The sequence below is a fragment of the Rheinheimera sp. UJ63 genome (genome assembly GCF_021568285.1).
GTDB lineage: Bacteria > Pseudomonadota > Gammaproteobacteria > Enterobacterales > Alteromonadaceae > Alishewanella > Alishewanella maricola.
The window spans coordinates 25,707-41,234 of the sequence record NZ_JAKGTQ010000003.1; the positions used below are offsets into that span (position 1 = coordinate 25,707).

The window sequence follows — 15,528 nt, forward strand, 5'->3', positions numbered from 1 at the left end:
GTCACCAGGATTGCCTAGATTCAAAGCCGCCAATAATACACCAGAAATGGCTAGCACGCAGTTTTAGCAGCAGATTTTTTCGTTTAGATGCAAATTTTTCTGATTATTTTAGGCTTGTTGCAGAATTTCACGGATGAATGGGATAGTGAGTTTGCGCTGATGCACAATAGAGGCTTTATCAAGTCGATCTAAAATAGCCACCAGCGATCGGATATCACGATTATGGTGGTTTAATAAATAACGCGCCGCCTCAGCAGGCAGTTCAATGCCCTTGAGCCGCGCTTTTTGCTGTAATAAGCCTTGCTTGTCGTCATCACTTAACAAACGTAATTGAAAACTGGTGCAGGCATGCAAGCGTGACACTAAATCCGGTAAGGTGATCCCCAGCTGTTGTGGTGCTTGATTAGCCACAATAATCAGTGCTTTACCTTGCTCAACCAGACGATTATATAAATCAAACACCGCCACCTGCCAGTTGAGATCGCCCGCCACCGCCTGAATATTGTCTAAACAAACCAGATCGAGTTGTTCAAGGTTATCTAAGATCCGCGGAGTTAATTGCTCACAATCTTGCAATGCCACTAACTGGCTGGTGCGGCCTTGCTCATGCGCCTGCACGCAGGCAGCATATAATAAATGCGATTTACCGCTACCACTGGCACCGAATAAATACACCGGTGCTTGCCCATTTGGATCAGCTAAATACTGCTTTAAAAAGCTCACTGCCGCACTATGTTCGGCGGCATAAAAACTGTCTAAGGTTTCATCTTCAGGCAAAGTAACAGCTAAAGTCAGTTGCATTTAACGCCTAACAAATTGAAATACCGCTAACACATCCGATGGATTAGGATCCGTTTGCAGCATCGGTACCCCAGGATAGGCACCGAAAGAAGGTTCAAGGGTATCGATTTTTTGAATAGTCGGTTCAAACTGCAAGCTTTGCAATAATTGCTCGGTACTCATTTGGATAGTCAGCTGAAAACGGGTAAATTGCGCGCTTTGTTGCACGATCTGAACTTTGCTGACCCCCAGTAAACTTGCTAGGTTACGCTCAACACTGACCACCTCGGCCAAACTTTGCATACCACCGACTTGCAGTACCACATGTTGCTCTGCTGCAGGGTTAAGTAAAATAGCGAATTGTTGCGCCAGTTCTTGACCTAAGCTAGCCGCATACTGCTGCATTAATTCTGCTTCACTGGCCGCTTGATATTCATTTCGTAATACGCGCCCTTCTTGCTGTCGCAACGCGGTTAAACGCCAAGGTAATTCGGGGTTATCGCTTGTGGTTTCGAGTAATAACACCACCACTTCATCTGCTTGATAGCGTGCGCTGGCGGCGTCAATTTGTTGCCAAAACCCGGCCCACACATCAGTTTCAGTTAACAACATTAAGTCGTCGATATCATACAAGGGTAAAGTAAAAGGTAAGGCTTGTTGCTGCAAAGCGCTGCTTAAGCTCGTTAACCAGACGCTATCAGCGCGGCGCACAAAATTACGTTGCAACTGTTGTTGTTCAACAATCCAGAACAAGATGTCAGGTCTTTGACCACCCCATACTGGAATTTGGTAAGTTTTAAGTAATTGTTGAATACGTTGGCTGTCTAGGACAACACGAACCTTATTGCCTTGCTCGGTTCGGATCGCTTCAAACTGCTTAACGTAGCTTGCGGCATTGGCTAATTCACTACGCAGCTCGGCTTGTTGCATAATGTCTGGACGACCAGTCACACGCATTAACACTTGCTGTAAGGCTTCACGTTGCCATTGCTGTTGCGTTTGCTCTGCACTCACTTCAGCCTGATACAAAGGCGGGCGCTCTGCGCTACACAGTACATTGCTAAACAACAATATTAATGCTAACCCCAGCCATTTAGCCAAGACCATGCTCTCTCCTTTGCGCTGCTCGCCAGATTACGCCTTATTATAACAAAGCCACCCGCAGGTGGCTTCACTCAAACAAGCAAACGATTAGCCTAAATGAACACCTAAACGATTGGCCACTTCTTCATAAGCTTCTACCACGCCACCTAAACCTTGACGGAAGCGATCTTTATCTAGTTTTTTACGGGTTGCTTTATCCCATAAACGGCAGCCATCCGGTGAGAATTCATCACCTAACACCACTTGGCCGTTAAAAACACCAAATTCTAATTTGAAGTCAACTAACAACATCCCAGCTGCGTCAAACAAGGCATTTAATACTTCATTCGCTTTAAATGTCAGACGCTTCATTTCAGCTAATTGCTCAGCTGTTGCCCAGCCAAAAGACACCGCCAACGATTCATTCACCATCGGATCGTGTAACGCATCATTTTTTAAGAACAATTCAAAGGTCGCAGGCGTTAAAGCCATCCCTTCAGCAACACCAAGCCGACGCACCAATGAGCCAGCAGCATAGTTACGAATAACGCACTCTACTGGGATCATGTCTAACTTTTTCACCAGCACTTCATCATCGCTGAGCAATTTCTCAACTTGCGTTGGAATACCGGCTTCTTGCAACTTTTGCATGATGAAAAAGTTAAATTTGTTGTTGATCATGCCTTTACGATCAAGCTGTTCAATACGCTCACCATCAAAAGCAGAGGTATCATTACGAAAGTGTAACACGAGCAGCGTATTATCTGTGGTGTTATACACTGTTTTGGCTTTTCCACGGTACAGCTCAGTTGTCTTTTGGACCATTTTAAACTCCGATCGGCAGGCACTAAAATCAGGCGCAAAGTATAAAGGGCTTTGGCCTGATCGCAAATGACTTTTTACCGCAGATTATAACTCAGCACCAGCTGCACGGATGGCGGTGACCATCGGCTCGTAAATACTGTTCACAATATCAGCAGATAATGGCTCACCTGTTTTGTCTAACCAAGCAATCGCAGTATGGTTGTTGGCTAAACGTGATAACACAATCCGGTAATCGCCATTTTCTATTGGCAACTGTAAAGGGGCATCACGCAACGTAATAGTGCGCCAAAAACCCCGTTCGGGTTTGGTGTAATTCAAAAAATAGGTATAAACAGAACGGTCAAAATCTGTTACCGATAAATTTAAATCATTAAATAATAACTCTAACTGTGACCACGTCACATCTAACGGCTGTTCAGTGATTAAAGCGGCATTGCCGGCTTTGTCGATACCGGGAGCCAAAGAGACTTCGGCCACTTGTGCACGTAACTCACGCGCCTTGGCGACCTCGGTTACAGCAACCTGATTAATTACTCGGTTAAGTAAATTCACTTCGTTGGCTTTAATTTGTACCGCATTGAGCTGTTCACCTGGCACAAAATACTGATGCTCTAACAAGGTCACCGTCATACTTAAACTGCGACCATGCGGCCGAGGTGCTAACTCAATTTGAAAACGGACTTGATCCACGGCATCTTCAGATTTCCAAAACAAAAAGCCGGAAGTCTCAGAGCGCTTGATCCAACCCGTTTCATACCGTAAGCCGGCATCGTCAGTTTGCTTTAATTCAATGGCTTGCTGTTGAAAAAACGCCTGCAATTGCTCAGTCACAAAAGGCGTTAACTCACCGGTTAAATCATTCCGTTCGAACCATACCCGAGCAAGTTTTTCTTCTTCCTCTAGGCGACTACTGGTTGCAGTGGCAAGAACTAAGGTAGGAGAACGCTTACTGATTTGTTCTTTTGCGGCGGTTTTCACCGGCTGATTGGCTGGAATATCATAGATTGCTGGCTGATTGGGTGTGGCCATACCTGCGGGGATCTGCAGGTTAACTTTCTTCAGCTCAGTGCTTTCTGTTGGTGTTTTGTCAAAAACTGAACAGCCACTTACTAAGACGCTGACAGCGATAATACCATTTGCCCACTTTTGCACCTAAACTACTCCTGCTCTAAAATTCCGGCTTGTTGTAATGCCTGTTCGATTCGTTTTTCATGAATTGGTTCCAACTGGGTTAACGGTAAGCGCAAAAAATCAGACTTGATTAAGCCCATGCGCTTTAATGCCCACTTTGTTGGAATTGGATTGGATTCGATAAATAAATCTTGATGAAGCGCTTGAAGCTTTGCATCAATGGCTAAGGCTGCGGCATTTTGCTCGGCAAAAGCAGCCTGACACACTTGGCTCATGGCCGCGGGAACGACATTAGCCGACACCGAGATGACACCATGCCCCCCCGCCAACATAAACTGTGCAAAGCTCGCATCGTCGCCACTTAACAGTAAAAAATCAGCAGGACATAGCGCTTTAAGCTCGGCTAAACGAGCCAGTGAACCGGTCGCTTCTTTTATACCGACAATATTGTTGACTTTCGCTAAAGCCGCTACCGTTTCCGGTAGTAAATCAACGCCCGTTCTGCCTGGCACGTTATATAAAATGATCGGCTTGTCTGTTGCCGCCGCTACCGCAGTAAAATGCGCCAGCATGCCCTTTTGCATTGGCTTATTGTAAAACGGTGTCACCGTTAGGTAGCCATCGATGGGCAGATCAGCAAAGAATTGCGTTTTAGCAATGGTTTCACTGGTCGACATTGCACCATTACCCGCAATGACCGGGATCTTCCCCGCCACTTGCTCGCATACCTTAGCCATCACTGCATGTTGTTCTGCCATGGTTAAAGTAGCGGCTTCTGCTGTAGTGCCCATAATCACCAGACCGGCACTACCTTGCGCCAAGTGAAAAGCCACTAATTGCGCTAAGCTCTCAAAATCAACCTGACCCTCATCGGTCATCGGCGTCACCAGGGCAACGATACTACCTTTGAACATGCTACTGTGGCTCCACATTTTGTATTAAGGGCGCCTATGTTAAAGACAGCAGCCAGTAAACACAAGCAAGCTTTCACCCTGATTGCTGATGCGTAAGGGCAGATGACATTCATTTGCAATATGCTAAACTGCGCGCCGTATCATGCAGGCAAAAAAACTGCTGTTTTTAGACCTTTATAGGAAGTGCTATGCCTCTTCAACTTGTGGTTACCGCGATAGGCCCGGATCGCACCGGCATCGTCAGTAAGCTAGCCCGCTTGGTGACCGAATGTAATTGCAACATCATTGATAGCCGTATGGCTATTTTCGGCAGTGAATTCACCTTTATTATGCTGCTCTCTGGCGATTTACCGGCCATCAGCCGTATTGAACACCTGTTACCGGCTCTTGGGTTAGAACTTGATCTAACTACGATGAGTAAACGTACTAGTGGCCAATCGCAAACCCAGGTTGTGTCGCATTATGTCTTGGACTATGCGGGCCCAGACAAAGTCGGTACGCTTGGTGCTATTACGGGATTGTTAGCCAGTCACAATATTTACATTGGCTCTTTGCAATCGGCTACCAGCCCCAGCGCAAACGGCGTAATGATGCATACGCAAATGACGCTGGAGTTAGCGGAAGGAATTGATGCTGAACACATTTCTGTAGAACTCTTTGCCTTGATGCAACAACTCGGCTTACAAGGTACTTTTCAAGCACAACAATAAGGAAACGCTATGCAAACACTAACCGCCGGACAAATCGCCCCTGATTTTACGTTGCCCGATCAACAACAACAGCCCGTCAACCTTAGTGCTTTGCTTAAACAGCAGCGCGTACTTGTTTATTTTTACCCAAAAGCCATGACGCCAGGTTGCACTGTGCAGGCCTGTGCACTGCGTGACAGCATGGCTGAACTTGAACAGTTAGGCGTTAAAGTGGTGGGTATTAGCACTGACGCACCGGCACGCTTAGCCAAATTCGCTGAACGCGATCAATTGAATTTTACCTTGCTTGGCGATGAAGACCATCAGGTTGCAGAAGCTTTTGGCGTTTGGGGCTTGAAAAAATTCATGGGTAAAGAATACGATGGTTTGCATCGTTTAAGCTTTCTTATCAATCAAGACGGTAGCATTGCAAAAGTCTTCGATAAATTTAAAACCAAAGATCACCACGAAGTCGTACTGAGCTACTTAAAAAGCTAGCATTCATCTTGCCAGACTCGCATTTTAGCCTGTCGTTATACTAAATAACGACAGAGCTGCTAGCATCATATTCAGTGATTACGCTTAGCTTTATCCTTATTTGGAGCACCCGATGAAAAAATTAATGACATTTTCTGCCCTGGCTTCGGCCCTTTTATTAGCCTCACCGGTGATGAATGCACAAACCTTACAAACAGAAAAATCAGTCTTGTCTGTTGAAAAAGTGGCCGAAGGCTTAGAGCACCCTTGGGGTTTGGCATTTTTACCCGATGGTCGGATGTTGGTAACAGAACGCGCTGGCAAGCTGCGTTTCGTTAATACAGACGGTAGCCTGAGCGCACCTTTACAGGGCTTACCTGACATCGTTGTCAACGGTCAAGGGGGATTACTTGATGTGGTGTTACACCCTGATTTCGCAACGAATAAGCAGTTCTATTTTAGTTTTAATCAGCCTGGCGAAAATGGCAGCAGTACGGCTGTCGCCATGGCAACTTTGAGCGACACGGCGATCAGCGATTTAAACATCGTGTTTAGTGCTAATCCTAAATTTGAAAGCCGCCATCACTTTGGCGGGCGCTTAGTGATCCAAGATAATAACTACTTATTTATAACATTGGGCGATCGAGGGCAGCGCCGTGATGATGCACAAACCTTAGATAACCATCACGGTAAAGTGATCCGTTTACATTTAGATGGTAGCGTACCCACCGATAACCCTTATGTGAAAGATGCTGCAGTCTTAGATGATATTTGGTCTTATGGTCATCGTAATATTCAAGGTGCAGCTCTGCATCCCGTTACGGGTGAATTGTGGACGCATGAGCACGGCCCACAAGGCGGTGATGAAATTAACGTAACGCGTGCCACACTTAACTATGGCTGGCCGGTGATTACTTATGGGGAAGAATATGGCGGCGGCACTATTGGTCAAACCAAAAAAGCCGGCTTAGAGCAGCCAATGCATTATTGGGTGCCATCCATTGCACCTAGCGGCATGAGCTTCTACTTGTCTGACGCCATTCCTGGGTGGAAAGACAGCTTATTAGTTGGATCACTGAAATTTGGTCAACTCGTGCGCTTAGAACTCAACGGTGAAAAAGTCAGTCATGAAGAACGTATTATGATTGGCCAGCGGATCCGTGATGTCCGCCAAGGCCCTGATGGTGCAGTGTATCTGCTGACCGATCAAATTAATGGCCAAATTCTTCGATTAAAAGCTGCCAATTAAACATGTCTATGCTTCCTCGATTTACACTAGCCGGTGGCCTTGTTGCCACCAGCTGGTTGCCCTACTCGGCATTCGCGGCTGAACCCACAGAAATTATTGTAGTTACAGCCAGTCAGCAACAACAATCTTGGCTCAGTACGCCTGCGAGTATCGACATTGCCAGGCGCAATGAACACGGTCTGTTAATCGATAGCGCGGAACTCCTGCAAGGGATCCCCGGCTTGCAAGTTGATAGTCGTGCCAATTTTGCGCAGGACACACGGCTCAGTTTACGTGGTTTTGGTAGCCGCAGCGCTTTTGGTATTCGTGGTATTTACTTACAACAAGACGGTATACCCATCTCGGCACCCGATGGCCAAGGCCAACTCTCCAGCGTTTTACTCGATAACATTGCTTATGCCGAAGTACTGCGTGGCCCGATGGCCGTATTGTATGGCAATGGCGCCGGTGGCGTGATTTCGTTATACACTAATGAGCAACAACCCAGTGGGGTTAGCAGTGATCTCGCGTTAAGTTCTATGCATCAGCAATACCAACTGCAAATTAGCCAACGCTCATTAAATAATAGTTGGCAGTTGGCCGCTAAACACTTTGAAACAGAGGGCTTTCGAGAGCGTTCCAGCGCGCGTAAGCAACAAGTTCAATTTGGTTGGCAAAGCTTATTAACAGACGAGCTCACCCTACGTGTTCGCATTGACGGCTCGAATGATCCGCTGCTGCAAGATCCGCTGAGTTTATCTGCAGAGCAATGGCGAGAAGATCCTGAGCAAACAGCGGCTCAAGCCAGTTTGTTTGATACCACTAAAAGCACCCGACAACATCAAGCCAGCCTTGCCCTAGCACACAGTGGTAAGCATCCTTGGCAAGTTGCTATTTGGCAAGGTAATCGTGAAGTGGCACAAAACTTAGCCTTCCCCGGCTCTGCCATCACCTCATCAGGCGGTGTCATAGCACTAGACCGCGATTTCCAAGGCGCTAATGCACAAAAGCAATGGCAGCTGCACCCTGAGCTGAGTACTCTGGTTGGCGCGGCCATTGCCAAAAGTGATGATGCTCGCCAAGGGTATGTTAATCAATTCGGACAGCGGGGTGACTTGCGACGCGACGAAACCAATCTCGCCGAAAACCGGGATCTGTACTGGCGTGTCAATTATCAACCGACCGATAAATTAAGCTTTAATGGGGGGTTACGCTACAGCGAACTGCACTATGCTATTCGCGATAATTTTATCCAAGGCGCCAATCCCGATGACAGTGGTGAGCGCAATTATTACCAACACGCTGGCGCCATCGGTATAAATTATCAGTTTGCCGCCAACTGGGCTTGGTTTATGAGTACGGGTCAAGGTTTTGAAGCCCCCACATTAAGCGAGCTTGCCTATAAAACTGAAGGCAGTGGCTTAAATTTAGGCTTACAAGCCAGTGAGAATCGCCAGTGGGAAACAGGTATAAAGTACCAAGATGCTGCGAGCAGCATGAGCTTAAGTGTGTTCAGTATCCGCAGCAGCGATGAATTGTTGGTTGCCAGTAGCAATAACGGCCGCACCAGTTATCGTAATGCCGGTAATACGGCGCGAGATGGTATTGAATTGGCAATGCGCACCGCGTTATCCGCGCATTTGCAACACGATTTTAGCTTAACCTTACTTGATGCGACCTTTGCATCAACAGCACTATCGGGAAATCGCTTACCCGGCGTAGCAAAAACAGATGCCTATTCGCAATTACGCTATCAACCCCGCTTAGCGCTGCCGTTATATTTAGAATGGATCAGCAGCTATCGAAGCAAAATTGCAACCGATGATGAGAATAGTGATTTTGCGCCAAGCGCCGTTACTTTTGATGCCGCTATCAGCACCGAGCAGGTGTTAGCACAGTGGCAAGTGCGTTATTGGCTAAAAGTGAACAACTTGACCGATCGGAAAAATGTGGGTGCGGTGGTGGTTAATCAAAGTAATGGCCGCGCTTTTGAACCCGCACCAGGACGTTATTTTAGTGCGGGTGTGAACCTAAATTATCGCTGGTAATATTAATCTGCGGGGTCAGCGGGATGGACTCTCGTTGACCACGCTTTCGCTGTTGCTTTTACCAGTGAAGCTAATGGTATGGCGAAGAAAATCCCCCAAAAACCAAATAACCCTCCGAAAAACAATACCGCAATGATGATGTAAACGGGGTTTAAGTCGACCACTTCTGAAAATAACAGCGGCACCAATACATTGCCATCCAAGGCTTGAATAATGCCATACGCCAACAGTAAGTAACCAAATTCAGGTGTTAAACCCAACTGAAACAACCCTACCGTGGCCACCGGCAGCGTGACCACAGCCGCCCCGATGTAGGGGATGAGTACCGAGAAACCGACCAGTAAGCCCAATAACATCGCATAGTTTAACCCAAACAACGAAAATACCGCGTAACTCACCGTACCGACAATGACAATTTCCAGCACTTTGCCACGAATATAATTCATGATCTGCACGTTCATTTCATGCCAAACTTGAGTAATTAATTTGCGCTCATCGGGTAAAAACTGCACAAAGCCATTAGTCAACTCGGTTTTATCTTTCAGCATAAAGAAAACCATGACCGGTACTAATACCAGATAAATCAGCAGCGCGACTAAATCCACAATAGATCCCAGTGATAACGACAACACAGTGCGACCAAACGTCATGACTCGCTCATCAACTGATTGCATCAGCAATAAAATCTGATCTTCGCCGACCATGCCGGGTAACAGCTCAGGTAATTCGAGTAAGTAAGTGCGACCGAGCGCAATCATTTGTGGCAAATCGCGCAATAAGTTACGGCCTTGATACCAAGCAATCGGGACCACCCACATCAACAGCAGGATCAAAATGCTCATAAAACCAAGCACTACTGCGCTGGTACTGATGGTTCGATTAAAACCACAGCGCGTTAGACGTGCAACGGGCCATTCTAATAAGTAGGCAAATACAATGGCGACCAACACAGGCGCTAACATGCCACTGAGCCAATAAATGGCAAAAAAACCGGTCAGCAGCATCAAAAATAGCGTAACGACCTGCGGATCAGAGAATTTGTTTTTGTACCATTTTTGCAACCAGTCTAGCATGTGATGCCTCGCGTAAATTTAAACGACTTTGCAGTATACCAACATCAGCATAAAAGTAACGACTCACTGTTAGACAAGGTGCTGAATGTGGTAAATTAGTGCAGTATTGAGCCGTTAGCTTACTGATTGTATTAAAAAGCGACAAACAGTGACGCTTCGTTGAACTTAACTGAACTTACAGCGTTTAACAGAGCCAAACCAGCAGAAATGTAGCTTAATTTGCAGCATCAAACAGGTCAGTGATTTATGATACGCTTTGCAGTAAGAAAGACAATTTTGCTCTCTCTGCTCACATTGAGTTTGCAGACGCCATCCGCTATGGCTTTAAATACATTGCCCGATATTGGCGGCAACGCTTTTTCAACTTTAACGCCTGAAAAAGAAAAGCAAATCGGTGATGTACTGATCCGACAAACCCGTGCTCGTTTACCCATGGTGTACGACCCTTTACTCGATGAGTACCTTAATGCACTGGGTAACCGTTTAGTCGCTCGCTCGAATGATGTGAAATTTCCTTTTAAATTTTATTGGGTCAATAACAAAGAGATTAATGCTTTTGCCTCTTTAGGCGGCAATATCGTTTCTCATACGGGTACTTTAGCGGTCTCTGAAAGTGAAAGTGAGTTTGCGTCGGTGATCGCCCATGAAGTTGCCCACGTGACACAACGACATATCGCCCGTTTTGTTGAAGCGCAAAACCAACGTTCGCCGCTGACCATTGCCAGTTTGTTGGGGTCGATTATTTTAGCGACCATCAACCCAGAAGCGGGCATGGCTGCGATGGCCGCCTCGCAGGGCGCGGCACAGCAAAGTGCCATTAACTTTACCCGCAGTAATGAACAAGAAGCTGATCGTATAGGGATGACGATCTTAGCCGAAGCGGGTTTTGATCCTAATGCCGTACCGATATTTTTCAGCCGGTTAAGTCAACAAAGCCGGTTTGTTAATCAACAATTATCCTTTTTACAAACGCACCCTCTTTCGCAAGCTCGAGTCAGTGACACCCGTTTACGTGCGCAACAGTTCCCACAACGTTTTGTGCCGGATAGCCAAGATTTCACTTTAACTAAATCGCGTATTTTGGCCCGTTATCATTACAGCACCAAAGATGCGTTAATCATCTTCGAACGTATGCTAACCGAACCCGGTGGCAATACCCGCGCCAATCATTACGGTTTAGCCATTGCCAAGCTAGATAATAAAAACTACGAAGAAGCCCGTGTTCTTATAGAAGACTTGCTGAAGCAAGATCCGTACAACCTGTATTACCTTGATGTGTATACGGATATCTTGATAGCTGAAAAGAAATACGAACAAGCAAAAGAGTTTTTACAACAAGCCTATTTACTGCGGCCTAACAACCAAGTGGTAACGTTAAACTACGCTAACGTGGCCGTGAAATCAGCTAACTATGGTTTAGCCGTACATTTGCTACGTAACTTATTGTATTACAAAGACGATAATATCTTAGCTTATGATTTGTTGTCAGAAGCTTATAAAGCACAAGAAGACTTCGCCAAATATTATGAAACACGCTCAGATCTGTTTTATCAATTGGCTAATTATCCAAAAGCCATCGATGATTTGAATGAAGCGTTGAACAGTCTTAAACCCGATGCCCGTTTAGAAAACCGGCGAATTGAAGCCAAAAAACGTCAACTGCAAGCTGAATTTGAGCGCTTGCAACGCATGTAACTGACGATGAGGACCTATTATGATTATTTACCATAACCCACGTTGCTCAAAAAGCCGTGACGCTTTAGCGCTTCTGGCCGATAGCGGCCAACCCTATCAAGTTATTGAATACTTAAAAACGCCACTCAATTACCCAGCCATCGTTGATTTACTGGCGAAGTTACAATTACCTGCACGGCAGATTTTACGTAGTAAAGAGCCAGAGTATCAAAATTTGAACTTGGCGGATCCGTCGCTCAGCGAGCAGCAGATTATCGAGGCCGTAGTCGCACATCCACGTTTAATGGAGCGCCCTATCGTCGTTAAAGGTAAGCAAGCAGCGATTGGCCGGCCGTTAGCTAATATTGAAGCGTTGTTAGCATGACTTGCAGTGTTTTAGTCCTCTATTACTCACGCCATGGCTCAGTCGCTGCTTTGGCTGAGAAAATCGCCAGCGGCATCCAACAAGCCGGTGCAGAAGCAAAAGTTCGCTGTATAGCTGGTTTTGATAAAACCAGTGTGCCTAAGCACCCCGTCGCTGAATTAGCAGAGTTACGAGAATGTGATGGTTTAGCCTTTGGTAGCCCAGTACGTTTTGGTAATATGGCCGCGGAAGCTAAAGCTTTTTGGGATTCAACCAGCAGTTGTTGGCTTAAAGGCGAATTAATTAACAAGGCCGCGGGGGTCTTTACGTCCTCAGGCAGTTTGCATGGGGGCAACGAAGCCAACCTGCTCAGTATGATGTTACCCTTGCTACATCACGGTATGGTATTAATGGGCGTGCCTTACAGCGAGCCTGAGCTGCATAAAACCCAGAGTGGCGGCACACCTTACGGCCCAAGCCATGTCAGTGGTTTAAACCATGATACCCAGTTATCGGTTGACGAACAGCGATTAGCCTTGGCGTTTGGCAAACGCCTAGGTCAACTTAGTATTGCATTGAAAAATAAAGGATTTACAAGTTAATGACGGCAACTTCTGCAGTGCCCATGTCTGCGCAAACCCAACGTTTTCTGTTATTGGGTAGGCTTGGCTATTGGGGCTTATGGCTTTTGATCCCGCTGTGGCATCTTTGGTTGGCCCCAGTGAGTTATGGTGAAGATCAAAATTTGCAACCCAGCACGCTTAGTACACTCCTTTTTTTGTGGCTACCGTTATGGTTACCGATGATAGGCATTATCAAAGCCAAAGCATATACCTTTGCTTGGGCTAATTTTATTGTCATGATCTATTTTTTACACAGTTTAACCAACTTATGGGTCAGCAGCGGCTTATATCAAGCCTTGTCTGCAGTAGAGTTAGTGTTATCTTGCGTCATGTTTTATGGCTGCACCTACTTTGCCCGCAATCGCGGCCAAGAACTTGGTTTAAAAATCCCCAAATTAAAAGATGATCCAGAGCGCAAAATCTCGGGTCGTTAATCCAGCAAAACTGCAATTTACCCTCGGTAGCTTGCAGTTTTTTTTATGCGAGCAATCTGCTTGCTCATTGAGTCCGTAATATTCACTATCTTGAATAAACATATGCAGTAGTTATGAGCGAGCAATTGGCACTATTTCCATTAAGCAGTTTTCTGTTACCCGGTGGCAGAATGAAATTGCGGGTATTTGAGCCACGCTATGTCCGGTTGGTCAAAGAATCGCTAAGTGAAAAACGTGATTTTGCGATGGCCACGTTAAATCCATTCGTCAGTCAACAACACCCTGATCGGATATTGCCACTGGTCTGTAAGGTGAAAATAGAAGATTTTGAAGCATTGCCAGATGGTCTGTTAGGCATCACCTTGCGTGGCGTAGGTCGTTATCATATCCGCCACCGTTGGCAAGAGAGTGATAATTTGCACATCGCCGAGGTAGAAGCACAAGCAGATTGGGCTGATACACTGCTGCCGGCAGCTCAGCATGGCTTTGCCCAATCCTTTGCAGCGCTTTTAGCCGAATACCCGCTGTTAGCGGAGTTATACCCAGAGCCTAAACTGGATGATGGCGCTTGGCTGGCCGGGCGCTGGTTAGAATTACTGCCAATGCAACCGGCACTTAAAGTGAGCTTAGCGCAAAGTGATCCTGCCTATTGCTTAGAGCAACTTGAAAGCTGGTTCGAACATAACGCCTAAGCCTTAGGGCTGAAAGCTGATGTTGTATTCTTATTCAATACCCAAGTATTTATGCACTTGCACACTCAAGCGCCAGTTATGCTGAATACAGCTGGCGATGGCAAGTTCAGTGGCGCGCTTTTGCTGGCTAATCGGTTGTAAATACACTAACTTATTTAAAATTTGATGCTCGGTTAATAACGTCACTAGCTCATCAACGTGTTTTTGCATGGCCACCGGGTGTTTAATTTCATCAGCGCGCTGCAAAGCGCTAGCTAAAACTTTATAGCCCCCCGCCATATTCAATTTTGGTGATACCGTCACCCAACAATCAGCAGGGGCTTTTATTTCAAATGTGCCGCTGGTTTCAATTTGGCTACTGTAACCTTGCTCGCTTAACGCTTGGCATAATGGAACGAGATCATACATGCAAGGTTCACCACCGGTAATCACCACATGCCGGGCTTGATAACCACGCTCGGCAAACAGTGCTAACAAGGCTTGCGGTGTCACATCTGCCCAAAATTCACTATCGGCTTGTTTCGCACTGACCTGAGCCAAATCGACTTGTTGTTCCAGATTGATGGCCCAAGTGTGCTTGGTATCACACCAAGCACAGCCGACAGGACAGCCCTGCAACCGCACGAAAATCGCTGGCATACCGGTAAAACTACCTTCGCCCTGAATGGTTTGAAAAACTTCGTTAACCTTATACACCCGCTTTGTTAATCCTCTAAATCAAAGTAACCGACGCAATTAGTGCGCCCTTGCCGCTTTTGCACTATACTACGCGGCCAAATTTTCCGGCATTATACTAGAGAGAGGCGCGAATGACGCAAAAAGTTGTGGTTATTTATTCTGGCGGTATGGACTCCTTCACGGTGCTGCACAATGCCATTCATGCCGGTCATCAGGTATATGCGCTGTCTTTTAATTACGGCCAACGCCACGTTAAAGAGCTAAAATGCGCGGAGCAAGTTTGCCAGGAATTAAATATCGACCATAAAATTGTTGATATTACCGCGATTAACCAATTGATCAGCGGCTCTTCACTGACCAGTGACATCGATGTGCCTGAAGGCCATTATGCTGCCGATACCATGAAATCGACCATAGTGCCCAACCGCAATATGATTTTATTATCGCTTGCGGTTGGTTATGCCGACTCACTGGGCGCGCGCGCGGTATATTATGGTGCACATTCAGGTGATCACTTTATCTACCCAGATTGCCGACCTGAATTTGTTGAAAAAATGAATGATGTTTGTCAGATCGCTAATTATCAACCCGTCGACATTGTCAGCCCGTATTTATATCAAACGAAAATTGAGATCTTACGTGATGGCTTAGCAATGGGCTTGGATTACAGTAAAACCTGGACATGCTACAACGGCCGTGAACATGCTTGCGGTAAATGCGGTTCTTGTCAGGAGCGTTTGGAAGCCTTTGCACTCAATCACACCACCGATCCGTTGCCGTATGAATAACGGCGGAGCCTGTTTAACCCTGTCTTT

The 15,528-nt window shown here is 46.2% G+C and carries 17 protein-coding genes; 10 read left to right on the plus strand and 7 right to left on the minus strand.

All coding sequences use genetic code 11. The features are described from left to right. Positions 1–108: 108 nt before the first annotated feature. The 5 genes from hda to dapA all read right to left on the minus strand — a co-directional run bounded on the left by hda (position 109) and on the right by dapA (position 4,733). The gene (hda, locus tag L1N97_RS10300) at positions 109–801 is read right to left on the minus strand and encodes a DnaA regulatory inactivator Hda (protein ID WP_236129734.1); all 693 of its coding nucleotides are present in this window, start codon (positions 799–801) and stop codon (positions 109–111) included. Continuing rightward, positions 802–1,887 (minus strand): DUF2066 domain-containing protein, encoded by a 1,086-nt coding sequence (locus tag L1N97_RS10305; protein WP_236129735.1) that lies wholly within the window; start codon positions 1,885–1,887, stop codon positions 802–804. It abuts the gene before it with no gap. Between the two features lie 84 nt (positions 1,888–1,971). Beyond that, a complete protein-coding gene (gene purC, locus L1N97_RS10310) occupies positions 1,972–2,688 on the minus strand; it encodes a phosphoribosylaminoimidazolesuccinocarboxamide synthase (protein WP_229585960.1) in 717 nt (238 codons plus the stop codon). Positions 2,689–2,772: 84 nt separating this feature from the next. Beyond that, positions 2,773–3,840 carry an outer membrane protein assembly factor BamC gene (gene bamC / locus L1N97_RS10315; protein ID WP_236129736.1) on the minus strand — a complete coding sequence of 356 codons (1,068 nt, stop codon included), beginning with the start codon at positions 3,838–3,840 and terminating at the stop codon, positions 2,773–2,775. Between the two features lie 5 nt (positions 3,841–3,845). Next, a complete protein-coding gene (gene dapA / locus L1N97_RS10320; RefSeq protein ID WP_229585958.1) occupies positions 3,846–4,733 on the minus strand; it encodes a 4-hydroxy-tetrahydrodipicolinate synthase in 888 nt (295 codons plus the stop codon). A gap of 188 nt (positions 4,734–4,921) precedes the next feature. Between dapA and L1N97_RS10325 the strand changes: the two genes are divergently transcribed. The 4 genes from L1N97_RS10325 (at position 4,922) to L1N97_RS10340 (ending at position 9,175) form a co-directional block, all read left to right on the plus strand. Further along, a complete protein-coding gene (locus tag L1N97_RS10325; protein ID WP_229585957.1) occupies positions 4,922–5,443 on the plus strand; it encodes a glycine cleavage system protein R in 522 nt (173 codons plus the stop codon). A 9-nt stretch (positions 5,444–5,452) separates the two neighbouring features. Next, complete coding sequence (gene bcp, locus L1N97_RS10330; RefSeq protein ID WP_236129737.1) at positions 5,453–5,920, plus strand: thioredoxin-dependent thiol peroxidase; 468 nt, start codon at positions 5,453–5,455, stop codon at positions 5,918–5,920. Between the two features lie 112 nt (positions 5,921–6,032). Next, positions 6,033–7,148 carry a PQQ-dependent sugar dehydrogenase gene (locus L1N97_RS10335; RefSeq protein ID WP_236129738.1) on the plus strand — a complete coding sequence of 372 codons (1,116 nt, stop codon included), beginning with the start codon at positions 6,033–6,035 and terminating at the stop codon, positions 7,146–7,148. 2 nt (positions 7,149–7,150) lie between these two features. After that, positions 7,151–9,175, plus strand: a complete 2,025-nt coding sequence (locus L1N97_RS10340; protein WP_236129739.1) for a TonB-dependent receptor family protein — start codon at positions 7,151–7,153, stop codon at positions 9,173–9,175. Positions 9,176–9,177: 2 nt separating this feature from the next. On the opposite strand, the gene L1N97_RS10345 is transcribed toward L1N97_RS10340, so the two are convergent. Next, complete coding sequence (locus L1N97_RS10345; RefSeq protein ID WP_236129740.1) at positions 9,178–10,248, minus strand: AI-2E family transporter; 1,071 nt, start codon at positions 10,246–10,248, stop codon at positions 9,178–9,180. A 318-nt stretch (positions 10,249–10,566) separates the two neighbouring features. On the opposite strand from L1N97_RS10345, the gene L1N97_RS10350 reads away from it, so the two are divergent. The 5 genes from L1N97_RS10350 (at position 10,567) to L1N97_RS10370 (ending at position 14,035) form a co-directional block, all read left to right on the plus strand. Next, positions 10,567–11,943 (plus strand): M48 family metalloprotease, encoded by a 1,377-nt coding sequence (locus tag L1N97_RS10350; RefSeq protein ID WP_229585952.1) that lies wholly within the window; start codon positions 10,567–10,569, stop codon positions 11,941–11,943. A 19-nt stretch (positions 11,944–11,962) separates the two neighbouring features. After that, a complete protein-coding gene (gene arsC / locus L1N97_RS10355) occupies positions 11,963–12,307 on the plus strand; it encodes an arsenate reductase (glutaredoxin) (protein WP_236129741.1) in 345 nt (114 codons plus the stop codon). Continuing rightward, positions 12,304–12,888, plus strand: a complete 585-nt coding sequence (gene wrbA, locus L1N97_RS10360; protein ID WP_226751546.1) for an NAD(P)H:quinone oxidoreductase — start codon at positions 12,304–12,306, stop codon at positions 12,886–12,888. The genes arsC and wrbA overlap by 4 nt, the downstream gene beginning before the upstream one ends. Beyond that, complete coding sequence (locus tag L1N97_RS10365) at positions 12,888–13,343, plus strand: DUF2069 domain-containing protein (RefSeq protein ID WP_226751545.1); 456 nt, start codon at positions 12,888–12,890, stop codon at positions 13,341–13,343. Before wrbA ends, L1N97_RS10365 begins: the two co-directional genes overlap by 1 nt. A 113-nt stretch (positions 13,344–13,456) precedes the next feature. After that, a complete protein-coding gene (locus tag L1N97_RS10370; protein ID WP_236129742.1) occupies positions 13,457–14,035 on the plus strand; it encodes an LON peptidase substrate-binding domain-containing protein in 579 nt (192 codons plus the stop codon). A gap of 30 nt (positions 14,036–14,065) precedes the next feature. On the opposite strand, the gene queE is transcribed toward L1N97_RS10370, so the two are convergent. After that, positions 14,066–14,731 carry a 7-carboxy-7-deazaguanine synthase QueE gene (gene queE / locus L1N97_RS10375; protein ID WP_324295602.1) on the minus strand — a complete coding sequence of 222 codons (666 nt, stop codon included), beginning with the start codon at positions 14,729–14,731 and terminating at the stop codon, positions 14,066–14,068. 113 nt (positions 14,732–14,844) lie between these two features. On the opposite strand from queE, the gene queC reads away from it, so the two are divergent. Next, a complete protein-coding gene (gene queC, locus L1N97_RS10380; protein WP_229585948.1) occupies positions 14,845–15,501 on the plus strand; it encodes a 7-cyano-7-deazaguanine synthase QueC in 657 nt (218 codons plus the stop codon). The last annotated feature ends 27 nt before the right edge of the window (positions 15,502–15,528 follow it).